Below are 16,587 nucleotides of genomic sequence, written 5' to 3' on the forward strand. Positions count from 1 at the left end.
AAATTACAAATTTCCATCCATTACCCTATTCTTCATTTTCTTTTAAAATCCGTAGAAAATTCAGTCCCATAATCTTCGCAACATCTGCTTTGTTGTAACCTCTTTCCAAAAGTCCCTTTGTCAATAAAGGAAACTTAGAAACATCTTCTAAGTCCTGAGGTGACGATTCGATGCCGTCAAAATCCGACCCAACTGCAACATGATCAATACCCACTTTCCTGACCAGATAATCAATATGATCCAATAATTTGGATAATGGTGCGTCGGCTTCGCGCTTGGCCTCCTTTGACAACTGATCATACAAGCTCCAGGTACTCTGCGTTGTATCCGCATTCTTCCCAACCTGTTTTTTGTAGATCTTCTTTAACCTTGTTTCATAGGTCGGGTCTAAAAAACCAGAGTAAAAGTTCACACCGATCACACCGCCGTTTTTCTTCAACGCTTCCAATTGTTCATCTTTCAGGTTTCGGAAATGTGGACATAAACGATAGGCATTACTATGCGACACCAATATTGGCTTACGGGAAACCGCAAGGACATCATAAAAAGTCTGCTCACCACCATGGGAAAGATCGACCAGCATACCAAGTTCATTCATTTTTTTAATGATTGCTTTCCCATGATCAGTTAATCCTTTTGCCTTCGAATCCATCTTTTTGGACTCCATCGCAGCACAGCTTGCCCACGGTAGATTATAGTTCCAGGTCAAGGTCAAATATTTCGCGCCACGTTCATGGAGCCTAACCAGATTGTCAATACTCTCCTCAATCATATTACCGCCCTCCACACCGACAATTGCGGCAATTTTTCCAGTTTTTAGAATTGCATCAATGTCCTTTGTGGATTTCGCTAAGGCGATATCTTCCGCATGAGTAGCAATCATTTTTTCCAGCGCATCTATCTGGGCATTGGCATGTTCAAATGCTCCGGTCTTCCATTTCGCATCATCGGACCAAACAGCAAATACCTGCACATCTACTCCACCTTCCTTTAACCTTGGTAAATCCGTGGCACCGGAATTCAGACGCTGGCCGATATCTTTTCCCTGAAAAATAGACTCATAGATCACATCATTATGCCCATCAACAACAACCATGTCTGTATGAATTTGCTTATAATCCTGACTATAGGCCGGGCGGGTCAAGGATAGCATGCACAGTACCATGAGCAATGGATTTTTTATCATTTTTTCATTTCATTAATTGTTTCGTAAATCGCATCCTGAATCCGACTGCGGATATTGAGATCCAACAATTTGGTACTGACCTGCGGGTGTACCCGATTGGATAGAAAGATATAGACCAGCTGGTTTTGCGGATCTATCCAGATACAGGTACCTGTGTAACCCGTATGTCCGAAGACAGTGCTATTGGCTAATTTAGATGGATATTCATTTTTCGGATTTGGATCCCAGCGGTCAAACCCCAGTCCCCTCCGACTTGATGTGGACTGCTTACTGGTAAACTGATCTATTGTTTCAGTCTTAAAATAGCGTTCTCCGCCATACTCACCTCGATTCAGCAACAGCTGTCCATATATCGCCAGATCATTGGCGGTAGCAAATAACCCCGCATGCCCGGCGACTCCCTCCGCCATCGCTGCTCCTTGATCGTGCACATACCCTTCCAATAATGTCCTGCGAAATGAAGTATCCTGCTCCGTAGGTACAATCTGCTCTCTTGAAAATCGTTCCCTGGGAAGATACCCCGCGTGTGTCATTCCTAATGGTCGATAGAAATTTTCCTGAACATAATCCTGCAAGGGTACTGCCGTCTGATGTTCGGCAACTTCCTTCATCACATACATGCTTATGTCGCTATACACATAGTTTCCTGTTGGCTTAACTGGAGACTTTAACATTTCGGGCCACATCACATCCCGATAGTAATGGTTGAGAATATAACTATTGTCAGCCATCTTAACCTGATGCTGTTGATCTGGACTGGCAACAACATCCCCAGCTTTCAAATATTTATAAAATGGGATAAATGGCGTAAAACCAGCTTCATGCAGCATTACGGAGCGCAATTTGATATCTTTTTTATTCGTATACTTCGCTTGCCACAGATAGTGCCCCATGGTGCTGTCCAGATTAATGATATTACGTTCAGTCAGACGCATAATAACAGGAGTAGTACCCGCGATTTTACTGACTGAGGCCAGATCAAAAATATCACTTGTTTTTGTTGGAATAGCCTTCAAATAGGTATGATAACCGTATGATTTTTCCAATAACACCTGCCCGTCTTTGATAACCATCACGACCGCGCCCGGAGTTGCCTGCTTCTCAATTGCTTCTTGTGCAATGGCATCAATTTTTTTGGTCAATTTACCCAAGTTCAGACTTGAGTTTTCACCAAAGTTGTATTGAAGTCGCGTTTGAGCCGTCTTGGCGTTTCCTTCAGTAATGGCTGCTCCACCAAAAATTGACATCGCGGCATTGCGTTGACCGACAGCGGTAAAAGGTGCCAGTAGTTCAATCAAATCGGATTGTGGATGCTCAGACACAGCCTTTTTGCTGCGCTCATGCTCAAAGAAATGGCAGAGCACAACCTTTTTATTGTTCAGGACTGCCTGCTTAAGCTGCGCCAAACAATCTGCATCCAAATCATCTTCCTTGCCAGCTACAATAATCGTATTATAATACTTGATATCTTCGTCAAATTTACTGAAATCAAAAAGTGCTGTATTCGCATAACGCTTCAGCTGATTTATAAACGCAGCATATTTGTCTACATTTGGAACGACGACGGCAATACGCCGTTGATCCAACCCTGTGAGTGGCAGCAGCTGATCTACATTATTAAAAAGTATGGTTTCGTTCTTTATAGTCGACTTATATTGAGCGAACAGGGGGGCAATACAGAACAAACCTGCAAATAACACCCCGAAAAATCGTTTTTTCATTCTGTTTTTATCGTTTTTTAGGTTCTATCAAATAAAAATACGAATAAAATAAAAAAGCCAAGTTCATTCCTGTAAAAAAATCAATTTTGTTACGCTTGTTTTCTAAATCCCCCGGTTAGGGATTTTCGGGATGAGCAAGCATAAATCTTTTTTTTTTCTGTAAATTTGGTTAATGCCGGAATTGATTCAAGATAAAACAATATTTTCCCTGTTAGAGGTGAGCAAAAGTATCCAAAAAACGCTTGCTGAGCGTTACAAGAGCTTATATTGGATCAAGGCGGAGATGAATAAACTCAACCACTATACACATTCCGGACATTGTTACCCCGAACTCGTTGAAAAACAGGATGGCAAAATCGTTGCAGAGATCAGATCAACTCTGTGGAAAGCAGATTTCACCCGAATCAACAACAATTTTCTGAAAATTGCCCAAGAACCCTTAAGGGAAGGCATTACGATGTTATTTCAGGCGAGCATTTCCTATGATCCGATGTATGGTTTAAGCTTAAGGATTGTTGATATTGATCCGACTTTTACCTTAGGGGAACTGGAGAAAGAAAAACTGGACAGCATTAGAAAGCTCAAAGAAGAGGGCATTTACGAGGCCAATAAATCTATTCCGTTCCCAATGCTTCCAAAAAGGCTAGCAATTATTTCGGTGGAGACGAGCAAAGGTCTTTCAGATTTTTACAAAATTATAAATCAAAACCCATGGGGCTACAAGTTGGAATGCACACTATTTCCAGCGCTCTTACAGGGTGATAAATCCATTCCCTCCATTATCAATCAACTCGCGGTGATCGCCGATAAAATAGCTGAATTTGACGTGGTCGCCATTATTCGTGGTGGTGGTGGTGAGGTTGGTCTATCAAGCTACAATAATTATTTATTGGCAAAGGCAATAGCGATCTTTCCCATTCCTGTATTGACCGGCATTGGCCATTCTACCAACTATACTGTGAGTGAGATGGTCGCCTATAAAAATGCGATCACACCGAGTGAGCTGGCTGATTTCCTTATTCAAAAATTCCACAATTTTTCTGTCCCAATCGAAAAGGCGGCAGAAGGGATCCAACAGCTGATCTTTACACGGTTTAAGGAGGAGAGAAACTTCCTGTCTCAAATGGCAACGCATATCCAATGGGTCGGAAAACGAGAACTTCAGACTGCGCGCACCAATATTCAGCATATACAGCACGAGCTGGGTGCGTTGATCAAACTACGCTTTTATGAACATAAAACAGCGTTGGCGCACACCGAACGGATTATCCAGCTTTCTGATCCGCGGCGACTGCTCAAACGGGGATTTTCCATCACAAAAGTCAATGGCAAATTACTTCAATCTCTTGATCAGCTATCTCCTGGCGACCTGATCCAAACGATGGTGATAGATGGCGAAATTATAAGTACTGTAACGGATAAGAAAGCGCTTAGCGACAGTTCCGAAAACAGCTAACCGGAACTATATTAAACTGAAAAATTTAAATAGATAGCATACAATGGAACAAAAATATACGTATACCGATGCCTTCAATGAATTACAAACGATTGTAAAAGAAATTGAAAATGGCACAACAAATATTGATGAGCTTGCTGAGAAAATCAAACGCGCATCCGAGCTTATTGAAGTATGCCGGGCAAAATTGACCGCAACCGAAGATGAAGTGAATCAGTTGTTGCAAAAGATCGCTCCGGCACAGGATGCAGATCCTGATTACCCCTCCTAATATTGATAAGCAACTACTTGTTTATCTCTTCGCAAAACCTCCATGAATTCTCGATGTTGTCTTGTGTTTCCAGTCAAGCGCCAGCTAAATCATAATAAGATATGCGCTGTATTAAAACATGGGAACTTCAATCAGTAGCAATTTTGCATTGTAATCTGCCGTGATCTCCATTTTTTCCGAATCGTAGATGCCGATAGCATCTCTTCGGGATAATGTTTCGCTGGCCACCTTTACCTTTCCTTCAAGCACAAAAAGGTACATACCATTTCTTTCCGAATGAACAGTATACGAAACTGTATTCCCTTCATCCAGGTCCGCAAGACTGAAATACGCATCCTGATGAATATGAACGGTGTCCGGATCAGAACTATCAGGAGATACAATGGTCGCAAACCTATTATGGCGATCTAAATGCAGGTAAGATTTTTGATCATAACCGGGTGTTAGATTCATTTCATTGGGTATAACCCATATTTGCAGAAATTTGACAAGATCTTTCTGATCACCATTAAACTCTGAGTGCTTCACCCCTTTACCCGCGGACATAATTTGGACTTCTCCTGTTTCAATATTACGGACATTGCCCATACTGTCCTGATGGGAAAGTATCCCCCCCAAAGGTATGCTCACGATTTCCATATTGTCATGGCCATGACGACCAAAACCCTGACCGCCCTCCACCTGATCATCGTTTAATACACGTAATGCTCCAAAGTTTATTTTTTGAGGATCAAAATATTGCCCAAAGCTAAATGAATGGGCACTTTTCAACCAACCAAAATCAACATGGCCGCGATCGTTTTCTCGGTGTATGATCTTTTGCATCTGTTTCTTTTTGTTACATAAATAACTACTAATCAGAGGACAAAACTCATACCAACAAGCTTTTTAGTAAAAAATCTGCCAATTTGACAAAAAAACACCATTAAAGTACTTTGAGTTTATCGGGAGCAACAGCCTGAATAAGTGCCCGGGCGAGGATCCGGTTGGGATCCACTACGGTCATTCCATTGTGATCTCTTTCGGGAATGGCCAATGGCAATTCGGCACATCCCAAAATAATCACCTGTGCACCCTGTTTTTTCAAATCATCCATAGCCATTAACAAATCTTCTCTTGCCTTATTGGCTATTGGTGCTGGTTGTGCCTTAATCCCATATTCTTTATCGTAAATAGCATTGTTTACCTTTTCTTTTTGTGCACCTTCAGGTTCTACGATAGGAAATCCTTTTTTCATAAAAGCTTCCCGGTACTGGCTGTAAGCCTGCTCACCTGCTGTCGATAGCACACCTATGGTGCTATCTGGATAATTTTCATGAACAAAGCGTACCGTCTCATGGACAATATGAAGCAACTTCAGTTCATTTCCTAAACGGGCCATTTCATCCTGAATAACTGAAAAAATCGGTTCTGCATGCGCTGTATTCGACGGAATTGCCGCAATCGTTGCGCCAGCCTGCTCCAGTTGTTTTAAAACCACGGCTATTGCCTTTCCGGGATTCTCCTTCGATTTATCCAATAAATATGCGGAACGATCCGGAATCAAATTAGGGCAGGAAAACAACAACAGTGGCAAGTGTTCCTGATCGGAACTTGACACTGTCTCATCTATAATTTTCTTGGCTATATCCAAGCCCGCATAAGGGCCAAGGCCTCCTACTATACCAATCATAACACTATTTTTTTATACCTTAGATATAACCAATAGCTCGCGGAATGGTTTGAACAAATTACCATTCGATGGACTGATCCTCGTCCGGAATCTGTGTATTGAGCTGACGCTCCAAAATCAATGAGCCCGAGACCTTGAATTTGATCGCTGTAGTAGAAACAAGCGTATAATCTGTAAATTCATAATCCACATTATTGATTGTGATATAACGATGCAGTAAATAAGGACGGACGGCATCCATCTGTTCAGTAATGGTATAACTTGCATCTTTTTTCACAACAAACTTAATATCGGGATTGTCCGAGCGAAAAGTTACTGTACCTGTCTTAGTGAAGGTTGCATATATCCTATAATTTCGTCGATCTTGTCTCTCTTCATCAATATTCCCTGCATAGAAAAAAACAGTATTTTCGTCCACCACATAACTTCTAATTTCACTTTTCACGACTGGAGTTTCATTTTCTTGTCCCTCCATCCTAGTTAAGAGGGCAGCTCCCGAATAATTGCCTGAATAAATCGTTGAATGGATTAACCCGAAGTATTGCTTTCTTATAATACTTTCGAGGGTGTCCTTTATAGATTTGTATCAACACTAGCGACCTATAAATTAATCTGTTAAAAGAAAAAAAGCAGCTAGTGAATTGAATGTCTCGTTTTTTAAGGGAATGCACTTTTTACACGTGAACGGAGCCCTTAAAAGCAAGAATAATGCAATGGTGTTAGGGATAATGTTACAGCAAGCATAAGGACAGTGTAGACACAGTGGCAGGAGCGATTCAAGTGCCCGGTACTACAAATAGTGAAAGATGCAATTGTTACGCTTAAAACCGAAACATATGGAGAAAATTAGGCATTCGGAACTGCCTTTAACGATCACTATTCGATTATTGGGTTTAACAGTTTGCAATATTTACGCTCATTCCAACAATCCGCCTACGAATGCTGAGATGTATGACGCGGATGACGAGTCAAATAATGCATACTGTACCCAAATATAGCTATCACAGCGGCCAGCATGCCGATCAATAATGCGGAGTCACTCCCAAACGGTTTTAACTTTACTAGTAACATCAGGTTAAAAAATATCAGAATAGCACTGATCACTTTTCCCAGCCGCTCTTCTTTTTGATACCTCTTACCGTAACTAACCCGATAACTATTCATGGATGCCTGTAGCAGCTGGTCGGAAAACTTTGCTGAAGGTGTATCCAAAATCTCCTGTTTCAGTAAATCTGCAAGTGGATCACTCTTTTTCATTTTCTCACGGTTTATCATAAATCTTTCATTTCATTCCCTAATAAACTTCTTAGCGATTGTTCTAGTTTTTCCCGTCCTCTCATCAGCCTCATTTTGACGGCTGACTTTCCAATGTCCAGGATTTTCGCTATTTCTGACGTGCTTTTCTCTCCCAGATAATGAAGTGTAATCGCCGACCTTTCTTCTTCTCCAAGTCTAGAAAGCGCCAGGTCAATATATCTTTTCCTATCTGACTGAATCAGGCCGCCAATTTCTCTCTTTTCGTCGAGCAGATAGCTTTTGGATTCGGAATTTTCAGCCAGTTCTGTCGTTTCAATTCGTTTACTACTTTTTCTAGTCAAAGCTGTATAGTAAACGATTTGATATAGCCAAGTGGAAAACTTAGCCGCACTTCTAAATTTATCCAATGCCCGGAAGGCTTTCATAAACGAATCCTGCACCACTTCTTCAGCATCTTCATTATTTCCGCAAATTTTAATTGCCAACGTATAGGCCAGCTTTTGATAAGTTGACACCAAATAATCAAAGCCCTCACGCTCACCATCCAAGGCTTTTTTTAAGTAATAGTCTTCACCTTTACGGTTTTTTCCGAACAGCATGCGTGTGGCCAAATTATTTATAAGTACTATTACTTAGACTATCAGAAAAAAATATTGGTCACATTGTGACCACTTATCCCTAAATTCAGTCCTATCAGGAAATTAACAAAAACAATTGAAATGGAAACTACATCAGCGGCATTATTTATATCCATCTCCCTTGTCGTATTTGGGATTAGCTATTATTACTTTACCACCAGACATAAAGAACGCATGGAAATCATAGAAAGGGGGCTTTCGCCGGATTATTTTAAAAATCAATCCAAATTTTTGCCAATGCTGCTGGTACTTGGCTTCAGCAGCGTCGGAGTTGCTCTTGGATTGGCCGCGGGTCTAGCCCTAGGTGATCTCTTTCCCACCCAAAAATTTCTGGCTGTCGGGATTTGCATTTTTATGGGGCTCGGCCTCGCACTTATCACGTCTTACTTCGCACTGAAAAGCACTCCGAAAAAAGAATAAAACCACTTTTTTTACAATTAACATTCAGATTTAACAATAACTTATAAAAAATGAAAACATCATTACTGGTATTGCTATGCCTTATTTTTTCGCTGCTTGTCCAAGTTATAGCACTCGCACAGACCAACCAGCAGCAGTTTGATTCTCTCACCAGTGCCCAATTTGCTAAAGATGGCGCAGGTACAGTTGTGTACCTAAGCAGAGGTGACCAGGTGCTTTATCAGAAGGCATTTGGTAAAGCCAACATCGAGCTTGATGTGGCGATGACGCCGGAACATGTATTTCGCCTGGCATCAGTGACCAAGCAGTTTACTGCAGTACTGATCTTGATGCTGCAGGAACAAGGCAAGTTGTCGATCCAAGATGACATCCGCAAATACATCCCGGATTTCCCGGAGAAAAAGAAAGTAATCACGATTGAAGCCTTGTTAACCCATACCTCTGGAGTCGTTAACTATACTGGCCTGCCAAGCTTTACTGATGAAATCAAACTAAAAGGCCTAAGTCCTAGACTGCTGGTGGATTTAGTCAAATCGGAACCATTGGACTATGATCCCGGTTCAGACTACAAATATTCCAATTCCGGATATATTTTGCTGGGCTATATTATAGAACAAATAACAGGAAAAAGCTATGCGGAATTTATCGAAGAAACGATTTTCAAGCCTTTAGAAATGACTCATTCTTATTATGATACCCCGACTAGGATCATATTTGGTAGAGTGTCAGGATATGTCCAGCGAAATGGTGCATACCGTAATGCAGACTATCTGAGCATGAGCCTTCCCTATGCCGCCGGTTCGCTGATGTCAACCGCTGGGGATTTGCAAAAATGGTACAATGGCTTGCATAACTGCAAATTGCTGAAATCAGAGATAATCAGGAAAGCACAAACATCCTTTAAACTGAATGACGGACGTTTGACAGGCTATGGTTACGGATGGGAAACGGGAAATGTCCAAGGAAGTCCTAGCGTTAAGCATGTAGGCGTGGTTAATGGTTTTTTTACTTATGCAGCTTATCTGCCACTGGAAAATCTTTCTATTACGATACTACGGAATTGCGATACCCCCTATGAACCTGATATCCTGGCATCCAAGCTCCTCGCTGTGGCTTTAGGAAAACCATACGACTATAAACCCATTACACTAAAGTCATCTGAACTGGAAGTGTTTCAGGGTGTATATAACATTAAAAATGGTAGAAAACATTCTGTACGGTTGCAAGATGGAAATCTGATGTATTATTATCTGGGTGGGCCAAAAACTCGTTTGGTTCCCAATGGAAAGGATCAGTTTTTGGTGGAAAATAGTCTAAACACGTTCAAATTTACCAGAGATGAAAAAGGTATCGTGGATGGGTTTACGGCAAGTGGTACGGGTATGCCTAGCTCGGCTGTCAGAGAAAACACTGTCTTGGAAGCTCAACCAAAAATCAACGTTTCCAAGACACAATTAGCGAAATACACCGGAAAGTACCAATTTAATCCCGGGCCAGTATTTGAAGTGGTCCTGGAAAACAACATCCTTTATGGACAAGTGGGGAACGACAGAAAGGAACTAGTGCCGTTTGACAAACACAAGTTCTACGCCCGGGACTTGGATGCGACTATTGTTTTTAACGTAGATAATAAAGGAACAGCCATTGGTCTGACCAAAATCCAGAACAGTAATATGGTCTCTAAGAAACTCTAGCAGCATTATAATTAGACGATCCAATTATTGTTTAGGCGCCAAACTGCCCAGCTTCAAAGATAAGCCACTTGTAAAAATTGGAACTAGATAAGCTGTAGATAAGATAATTGCTTGTTTAACAAAACTCGATGAACTTTTCATAAATGCAGGTGTTGATGATAAACGCTATATTGTTGGCACTTATACCCTTAAAAATTATAGTTTGATGGATTGACTTATCGAGCATCCCGACATAATGAATATTAGAAGTTATTCTCCTGTTTACAAAGTGCTAAAAACAAAAAAACCTGCAAATATAACATCTGCAGGTTTTATCTTTTGTAGCCCGTAGGGGAATCGAACCCCTGTTTCAAGAATGAAAATCTTGCGTCCTAACCCCTAGACGAACGGGCCATTTTTATGCAACTCCAAAAGTTTTGTTGTTTTTGGAGTTGCAAATATAGGCCTTAAAATCATTTATACAAAAATAATTTTAAATATTTTTTAGATGAGGTCAAAACCGATATCACGACGGAAATACTTTCCTTCAAAATAGATCCTTCCGGCATCAGCTGTAGCCTGTTGAAGCGCTTCAAAAAGCGAATCCTGTAATGTGGTTACCGCGATCACACGTCCGCCGGCAGTAACAACCTTGCCGTCCTGTTCCTTCGTTCCCGCCTGGAATACAATCGACTCCTTAACATTCTCTATATTCGCGATCTCCTTTCCAGATTCATACGCTCCTGGATAACCTCCTGCCACTAACATAACTGTAACCGCGGTCTTTGGAGAAACGGTATAAGAGCGTTGATCCAAATTTCCCTGTGCGACGCCTTCCAACAGATCCAGCAGATCAGATTCGATACGAGGCAATACTGATTCTGTTTCAGGGTCTCCCATACGCACATTATATTCAATTACATAGGGTTCACCATCAACATTCATCAAACCGATGAAAATAAAACCCTTGTAGGGAATACCATCTTTCTTCAGCCCTTCAACAGTTGGTTTGATGATACGTTCTTCCACTTTATTCAAAAATATTTCGTCGGCAAAAGGCACCGGAGAAATGGAGCCCATTCCACCTGTATTTAGACCTGTATCACCTTCTCCAATACGTTTGTAATCTTTTGCAGAAGGAAGTACCTTATAAGAGTTTCCATCCGTTAGGACAAATACCGAGAGTTCAATTCCTTTTAAAAATTCCTCCACCACCACTACACGACTTGCCTCTCCAAATTTGGAATCTGCAATCATTGCTTTCAGTTCGGCTTTCGCATCTTCAAGTGTTTCACAGATCAACACACCTTTTCCGGCTGCTAAACCATCGGCCTTAAGCACAATCGGTAACTTCTGGCTCTCCAGATAAACCAATCCTTCAGCAAGCGAGTCGGCATCAAAAGAACGGGAAGCGGCAGTAGGCACGCCGTGGCGGTCCATAAACTGCTTCGAAAAATCTTTCGAACCTTCTAATTGTGCACCTTCCTGCTGTGGGCCTATAACAGGAATATTTTTTAAATCTTCCCGGTTCAAAAAATAATCATGAATACCTTTTACCAAAGGCTCTTCTGGTCCCACCAACACCATTTGTATCGCATTTTCCAAAACAAAGGATGCGATAGCTTCAAAATCAGTAACTTTAATATTTACATTTTGGCCATATGCTCCGGTACCAGCGTTTCCTGGAGCAATAAACAATTGATCTAAACGTGGACTTTTCGACAGTTTATAGGCGAAGGCGGATTCACGACCTCCTGAACCGATTATTAGGATATTCATAGCACAAAGATATTTTTTTTATGCTAATTTTCAGACATAAGATCGTTCAAAAACGGATTTTATATTTATTTTCCAACTCAAAAGCGTCCCCATCCCAGTAATAGAAATTGCCGGATCTCTTTCATGCGATAATATTTTGATTTATAAGTTGATTAAAGGGAAAATATTTTCTAATTTTCAAGAAACATTAGTCATATGTATGCTCGCTTATTGCTGTTAATCAATTGCCTTCTGCTTCCTTTTCTGGCCTCCGCTCAAATTGATCAGACCATACAGAAATTGGATACCTATCACGAAAGTCATGTTACGGAAAAAATTTATCTACACCTGGACAAAAATGACTATTCAGCGGGTGAAAATATCTGGTTCAAACTGTATTGTACCACGGCACCATTTAATTACCTGAGCAATATCAGCAAGATTGCGAATATCGAATTGATCTCGCCGACAAATAGCATTATCAAAAGCATTAAAATCCCCCTCACATTGGGCCTTGGCATCGGTGATTTTAGTCTATCGGACACACTCGTGGAGGGCTCGTACCGGATCAGAGCATACACCCGCTGGATGCAAAACGATTCCATCTCCAATTTCTATGAGCGGATTGTACCGATTACCAATGGTCGGGCAGACAATGTCATTACTCAAAGCACTCTCCTTCAAAATGGAACTGAAAATCTCTTCCAGATCAACTTAAAGACAATTCAGGGCGCGCCGCTAATAAACAGCAGCGTGAGCTATACCCTCCAACAGGATGGCCTAAAAGAAAAAACCGGGCGCTTAAAATCCAATGAAAATGGAACAATAGCTCTTGAGCTCAAAGATAATTTTAAGGGCGGAACATTATCCTTACAATTTTTATCATCAGATAAAAGACGCGTATTAAAGAATTTTACAATCCCAGATCCCAACCAACGGAACAGTATCCAGATTTTCCCTGAAAGTGGTGAGCTCGTAAACAATATTCTGAGCAAAACCGGGGTTAAAGTACTTACACCCGCCGGACTGGGCCTGAAGTCCAAAATCAAAATCGGAGAGGAAAACCAGGCTCCCATCATCGAATTTGAAACAAATGACCTCGGCATGGGCAGTATGCCCCTTATTTTAAGCACAGGAAAAAAATATATTGCCACGGCTGTATTCCCGGACGGAAATTCGGTGAGCACCTCTCTGCCTCAGGTAGCTGCCTCAGGCTACGTACTCACTGTCAACTCAGGTTTAAAAGATAAAATCGCCGCGCAATTATCGGCGACAGATGACCTCGTAACGGGTAAAGAAGTCTACCTCATTGCACAATACAATGGATTTGTTTTACATGCTGTTAAACAAAAGTTAAACGGGCCGGAAATATTATTCAACATTCCCAAACAGGATCTTCCTTCGGGAGTAATCCAATTAACAGTACTGAACGAGCACTTGGTTCCGATCATCGAAAGGCTCGTATTTAGTTACAATGCTCCAAAAACAATATTGCCAATAACCTTACAATTGAACAAGCCAACATTTACAACACGGGATCAGGTAATCGCAAATCTTTCGGTTAAGGAAGGTAGCAGTGATACTTCAAAAATAGCCGCACTCTCAGCTTCGGTAATCAACCTCAATAAGTCCGATTCTGCTACAGCGCAATATCATTCTTCGATTGTCTCCGAGCTGCTCTTAAAATCCGATCTCAGGGGCTTTATAGAACGTCCAAATTATTACTTTGAAGATCTGAACAATATTAAGTTCAATGAACTTGACAACCTTATGCTGATCCAGGGCTGGCGTAAGCTAGATTGGAAAAATTATCTTAATACGACGAATAATGCGTACCTTCCGGAGAAGAGCCTCGCAGTCTCGGGCACTGTGAAAAAAACCGGACGAAAGGCACTTGTTCCGAATGCAAAAGTTACTTTAGTCCCCACGAGCAATATGATGCTAAGTATAGATACACTGACAGATAGTGATGGCAGATTTGCTTTTGATAACCTGTTTTTTGCGGATAGTATCAAGTTTATTGTCACCGGGAATGGTCAAAAAGAGAAGAATAGAGTCGATATACTTGTTGACAATCCCCCCTCTCCCGCTGTCAAGGAAAGTAAAGACAAGCCACTGATGCAGAATGACATCAACACCAAGCTAATCAACCAGCTCAAGGATAATCAGCAATTTCTGGCCGAACTTGAAGCTGCCGGTATTATTCAAAAAAGCATCAAACTGGAAGAAGTTCAGGTCAACAGGGTCAGAGCCAATAAAGCAGATAAAAATTCAAGAAACCTCAATGGCCCCGGCAATGCAGATCAGGTGATTACGGCCGAGGACCTATCTACCTGTGCGACCCTAGAGCAATGCCTTGCGGGGAGACTAGTGGGAGTTATTTTCCAAAACGGAGTTCCTTACAGTACCCGATCGATGGGATTAAATGGCGGCAGTCCCATGCAGGTAGTGCTAGACGGCATGTATATTGAGCCTGACCAGATCAGTATGATCAACGTCCCGGATATCGCGAGCATCGAAGTGCTGAGAAGCGCTGGAAACACCGCCATTTATGGAATGTATGGCGGCAACGGTGTATTGGTAATCACCAGTAAATCTGGCGATGCGATGTTATCCACCTATACGCCAACAGGAATAATTACCATTTTACCCAAAGGTCTGCATGTGAATCGCAACTTTTTCAAACCACAATATAATAGCACACAGAAACAGGTGCTTAATCGTGACCTCAGAACAACAATCGCCTGGGAACCAAATCTGGTAACAGCTAAAAACGGAGAAGCCAAATTTGATTTCTACACTTCGGATGAACCCGGAACATATAAAATCACGATTGAAGGAATTGACATGGAGGGAAAAATTGCACACCTAGAATATTTAATGGAAGTAAAGCCACAATAGCAAGCCGAACAAACCGTTATACATTTAAATAAACTCATTATGGAGCATATCAAAACCCAAGTAGAAGACCATATTTTAAGCATTTTTCTGGATCGAGGAAAGTCAAACGCCATCGATACGCTATTACTGAAAGAGCTGATAGAGACGTTGGAGATAAATCGGGAAAACGACGCCGTTCACGGCGCAATTCTTATTGGTAAAGAGAACTTTTTCAGTGCGGGGCTCGATCTCATCACCTTATTTGGCTATAATGAGAATCAAATCAGGGAATTTTGGAATCTTTTTTTGGAGGCTACCTCGCTATTGGCGTCATTTCCAAAACCAATTGCTGCGGCCATATCCGGTCATAGTCCTGCCGGAGGCTGCGTATTTGCCCTATGCTGCGATTATAGGATCATGGCCGAGGGTAATTTTGTCATCGGGCTCAATGAAATACCCGTTGGGTTGATTGTTCCCGAAAGCATTTTTCAACTGTATGCTTTTTGGATTGGAAAACGGACTGCGTATCAAAACCTGCTTGAGGGAAAACTCTTAACTCCAGATGAAGCAAAAGCACAAGGTTTGGTAGATGATGTCGTTCCAGCAAACATGCTTTTTAATACCGCAGCAAAGAAAATAAAACAGATCTCACAGTTTAATCAAAAGACCTGGCAGACCTCCAAACTGAACTTCAGAAAAGAAATAATTCTTAAATTGCGCGAGAATAGAGAAGAAACTATTCAAGAAATCCTCGTCCAATGGTGGCTGCCTTCGACAAGGTCAATATTAAAGTCGATCATAGATAACTTGACTTCAAAAAAATAGTATTAAAAAAAATAAAAACAACATGAGAAATCTCTTTTTCTTTGTTCTGGTCTGTATCTCGATAGGTGTATTCTCCTGTAGAAACAATAAAAAGGAAGACAAGGCCGTAAAAATTGCCCAAGATTCTATCCCCTTAGATACGATAAGCAAACCCGACACACTCGAAAAGGAAGTCAAAAAAGAGGATACAGAAACATTAGAGCAAGTTTTGGAAAAAATAGCCAAAGCATATATTGATCAAGACAGCAAAACAATCAATAATTATATACATCCCAAATTAGGTATCTATATCATCTATCGCCCGGGGGCACTGGACTCGTATGTGCACCAAAACAATTTTAGCTTTACCAAACCGGTGCCAGAGTATCACTCGTATGAAAAACTGAGTTACAAAGGACCTTTAAAAGCTGGAAAGCTTCCCGTTTTTGACTGCGGCACAATGAAATGGGATAAACTCGGTTTTTTTTATGACAAAAAATCCCGCCCAAATGAACTGTCACAAACAGCCAAGTTTATGAATGAGATTTTAGACGCAAAAATTACGGGTAACGAATTAAAACGATTAAGAAATATAGAAATCAGAAGTTATCGCGCGATAATGACCTCCAATGAAAGCGAAGAACCATTTGTTTTTCACGTTACAAAAGAAGGAGAAAAATGGTACATTACAGTTATTGATCGTGCATATGCGGGTTGCGATGCCTAAAAGATTTTTTTACATTTAGCCATATTTAATGATAATGGGAAATTTAGATAAAGACTTACAAAAGAAAATTGATGACTGGTTGACCTCAAGTTATGATGTGGAAACAAGAGGTGCGGTTCAGAAG

Annotated in this window: 15 protein-coding genes and 1 tRNA gene; 7 read left to right on the forward strand and 9 right to left on the reverse strand. The window is 41.1% G+C overall.

Annotation, left to right across the window (positions count from 1 at the left end; translation table 11 throughout):
• Nucleotides 1-25 precede the first annotated feature (25 nt).
• Nucleotides 26-1,186 (reverse strand): dipeptidase, encoded by a 1,161-nt coding sequence (locus B4G94_RS02090; protein WP_286856838.1) that lies wholly within the window; start codon nucleotides 1,184-1,186, stop codon nucleotides 26-28.
• A complete protein-coding gene (locus B4G94_RS02095; RefSeq protein ID WP_286856840.1) occupies nucleotides 1,183-2,907 on the reverse strand; it encodes a serine hydrolase domain-containing protein in 1,725 nt (574 codons plus the stop codon). Before B4G94_RS02095 ends, B4G94_RS02090 begins: the two co-directional genes overlap by 4 nt.
• Before the next feature lie 172 nt (nucleotides 2,908-3,079).
• On the opposite strand from B4G94_RS02095, the gene xseA reads away from it, so the two are divergent.
• Both xseA and xseB read left to right on the forward strand, forming a co-directional pair.
• Entirely contained in the window at nucleotides 3,080-4,363 is a 1,284-nt protein-coding gene (xseA, locus tag B4G94_RS02100; RefSeq protein ID WP_286856842.1) for an exodeoxyribonuclease VII large subunit, read from the forward strand.
• 43 nt (nucleotides 4,364-4,406) lie between these two features.
• The gene (xseB, locus tag B4G94_RS02105) at nucleotides 4,407-4,634 is read left to right on the forward strand and encodes an exodeoxyribonuclease VII small subunit (protein WP_108635350.1); all 228 of its coding nucleotides are present in this window, start codon (nucleotides 4,407-4,409) and stop codon (nucleotides 4,632-4,634) included.
• Between the two features lie 111 nt (nucleotides 4,635-4,745).
• Here xseB and B4G94_RS02110 read toward each other — a convergent pair whose 3' ends face one another.
• The 5 genes from B4G94_RS02110 to B4G94_RS02130 form a co-directional block, all read right to left on the reverse strand.
• Nucleotides 4,746-5,459: a pirin family protein gene (locus B4G94_RS02110; protein WP_286856844.1), complete on the reverse strand. Its 714-nt coding sequence runs from the start codon at nucleotides 5,457-5,459 to the stop codon at nucleotides 4,746-4,748.
• 100 nt (nucleotides 5,460-5,559) lie between these two features.
• Nucleotides 5,560-6,306 (reverse strand): aspartate/glutamate racemase family protein, encoded by a 747-nt coding sequence (locus B4G94_RS02115; RefSeq protein WP_286856846.1) that lies wholly within the window; start codon nucleotides 6,304-6,306, stop codon nucleotides 5,560-5,562.
• A gap of 58 nt (nucleotides 6,307-6,364) precedes the next feature.
• The gene (locus B4G94_RS02120) at nucleotides 6,365-6,883 is read right to left on the reverse strand and encodes a BT_3044 domain-containing protein (RefSeq protein WP_313532967.1); all 519 of its coding nucleotides are present in this window, start codon (nucleotides 6,881-6,883) and stop codon (nucleotides 6,365-6,367) included.
• A 356-nt stretch (nucleotides 6,884-7,239) separates the two neighbouring features.
• The gene (locus tag B4G94_RS02125; protein ID WP_286856847.1) at nucleotides 7,240-7,563 is read right to left on the reverse strand and encodes a hypothetical protein; all 324 of its coding nucleotides are present in this window, start codon (nucleotides 7,561-7,563) and stop codon (nucleotides 7,240-7,242) included.
• Nucleotides 7,564-7,577: 14 nt separating this feature from the next.
• On the reverse strand, nucleotides 7,578-8,162 hold the full coding sequence (locus tag B4G94_RS02130) for an RNA polymerase sigma factor (RefSeq protein WP_108635359.1): 585 nt from the start codon (nucleotides 8,160-8,162) through the stop codon (nucleotides 7,578-7,580).
• A 120-nt stretch (nucleotides 8,163-8,282) separates the two neighbouring features.
• Here B4G94_RS02130 and B4G94_RS02135 point away from each other — a divergent pair, with 120 nt between their 5' ends.
• Both B4G94_RS02135 and B4G94_RS02140 read left to right on the forward strand, forming a co-directional pair.
• Entirely contained in the window at nucleotides 8,283-8,621 is a 339-nt protein-coding gene (locus B4G94_RS02135; RefSeq protein WP_165305177.1) for a DUF6249 domain-containing protein, read from the forward strand.
• Nucleotides 8,622-8,671: 50 nt separating this feature from the next.
• Nucleotides 8,672-10,315, forward strand: a complete 1,644-nt coding sequence (locus B4G94_RS02140) for a serine hydrolase (RefSeq protein ID WP_286856848.1) — start codon at nucleotides 8,672-8,674, stop codon at nucleotides 10,313-10,315.
• Nucleotides 10,316-10,636: 321 nt separating this feature from the next.
• On the opposite strand, the gene B4G94_RS02145 is transcribed toward B4G94_RS02140, so the two are convergent.
• Nucleotides 10,637-10,708 (reverse strand) — tRNA-Glu (locus B4G94_RS02145).
• 90 nt (nucleotides 10,709-10,798) lie between these two features.
• A complete protein-coding gene (purD, locus tag B4G94_RS02150) occupies nucleotides 10,799-12,073 on the reverse strand; it encodes a phosphoribosylamine--glycine ligase (protein ID WP_286856850.1) in 1,275 nt (424 codons plus the stop codon).
• A gap of 195 nt (nucleotides 12,074-12,268) precedes the next feature.
• On the opposite strand from purD, the gene B4G94_RS02155 reads away from it, so the two are divergent.
• Genes B4G94_RS02155 through B4G94_RS02165 form a run of 3 tightly spaced genes read left to right on the forward strand, consistent with a single transcriptional unit; the run spans nucleotide 12,269 to nucleotide 16,463 of the window.
• Nucleotides 12,269-14,953: a carboxypeptidase-like regulatory domain-containing protein gene (locus tag B4G94_RS02155; RefSeq protein WP_286856851.1), complete on the forward strand. Its 2,685-nt coding sequence runs from the start codon at nucleotides 12,269-12,271 to the stop codon at nucleotides 14,951-14,953.
• Nucleotides 14,954-14,992: 39 nt separating this feature from the next.
• Nucleotides 14,993-15,757 (forward strand): enoyl-CoA hydratase/isomerase family protein, encoded by a 765-nt coding sequence (locus B4G94_RS02160; protein ID WP_286856852.1) that lies wholly within the window; start codon nucleotides 14,993-14,995, stop codon nucleotides 15,755-15,757.
• A 22-nt stretch (nucleotides 15,758-15,779) separates the two neighbouring features.
• Complete coding sequence (locus tag B4G94_RS02165; protein WP_286856853.1) at nucleotides 15,780-16,463, forward strand: hypothetical protein; 684 nt, start codon at nucleotides 15,780-15,782, stop codon at nucleotides 16,461-16,463.
• Nucleotides 16,464-16,587 lie beyond the last annotated feature (124 nt).

Origin of the sequence: Sphingobacterium sp. UBA7625, from assembly GCF_002484085.1 — a bacterium.
Classification (GTDB): domain Bacteria; phylum Bacteroidota; class Bacteroidia; order Sphingobacteriales; family Sphingobacteriaceae; genus Sphingobacterium; species Sphingobacterium athyrii.

What these genes read in the sequence shown, in the direction of transcription:
- xseB (WP_108635350.1), top strand. Translation starts at nt 4,407, where the DNA reads ATGGAACAAAAATATACGTATACCGATGCCTTCAATGAATTACAAACG.
- xseA (WP_286856842.1), top strand. Translation starts at nt 3,080, where the DNA reads ATGCCGGAATTGATTCAAGATAAAACAATATTTTCCCTGTTAGAGGTG.
- B4G94_RS02130 (WP_108635359.1), bottom strand. Translation starts at nt 8,162, where the DNA reads ATGCTGTTCGGAAAAAACCGTAAAGGTGAAGACTATTACTTAAAAAAA.
- B4G94_RS02125 (WP_286856847.1), bottom strand. Translation starts at nt 7,563, where the DNA reads ATGAAAAAGAGTGATCCACTTGCAGATTTACTGAAACAGGAGATTTTG.
- B4G94_RS02095 (WP_286856840.1), bottom strand. Translation starts at nt 2,907, where the DNA reads ATGAAAAAACGATTTTTCGGGGTGTTATTTGCAGGTTTGTTCTGTATT.
- B4G94_RS02155 (WP_286856851.1), top strand. Translation starts at nt 12,269, where the DNA reads ATGTATGCTCGCTTATTGCTGTTAATCAATTGCCTTCTGCTTCCTTTT.
- B4G94_RS02110 (WP_286856844.1), bottom strand. Translation starts at nt 5,459, where the DNA reads ATGCAAAAGATCATACACCGAGAAAACGATCGCGGCCATGTTGATTTT.
- purD (WP_286856850.1), bottom strand. Translation starts at nt 12,073, where the DNA reads ATGAATATCCTAATAATCGGTTCAGGAGGTCGTGAATCCGCCTTCGCC.
- B4G94_RS02160 (WP_286856852.1), top strand. Translation starts at nt 14,993, where the DNA reads ATGGAGCATATCAAAACCCAAGTAGAAGACCATATTTTAAGCATTTTT.
- B4G94_RS02090 (WP_286856838.1), bottom strand. Translation starts at nt 1,186, where the DNA reads ATGATAAAAAATCCATTGCTCATGGTACTGTGCATGCTATCCTTGACC.
- B4G94_RS02115 (WP_286856846.1), bottom strand. Translation starts at nt 6,306, where the DNA reads ATGATTGGTATAGTAGGAGGCCTTGGCCCTTATGCGGGCTTGGATATA.
- B4G94_RS02140 (WP_286856848.1), top strand. Translation starts at nt 8,672, where the DNA reads ATGAAAACATCATTACTGGTATTGCTATGCCTTATTTTTTCGCTGCTT.
- B4G94_RS02165 (WP_286856853.1), top strand. Translation starts at nt 15,780, where the DNA reads ATGAGAAATCTCTTTTTCTTTGTTCTGGTCTGTATCTCGATAGGTGTA.
- B4G94_RS02135 (WP_165305177.1), top strand. Translation starts at nt 8,283, where the DNA reads ATGGAAACTACATCAGCGGCATTATTTATATCCATCTCCCTTGTCGTA.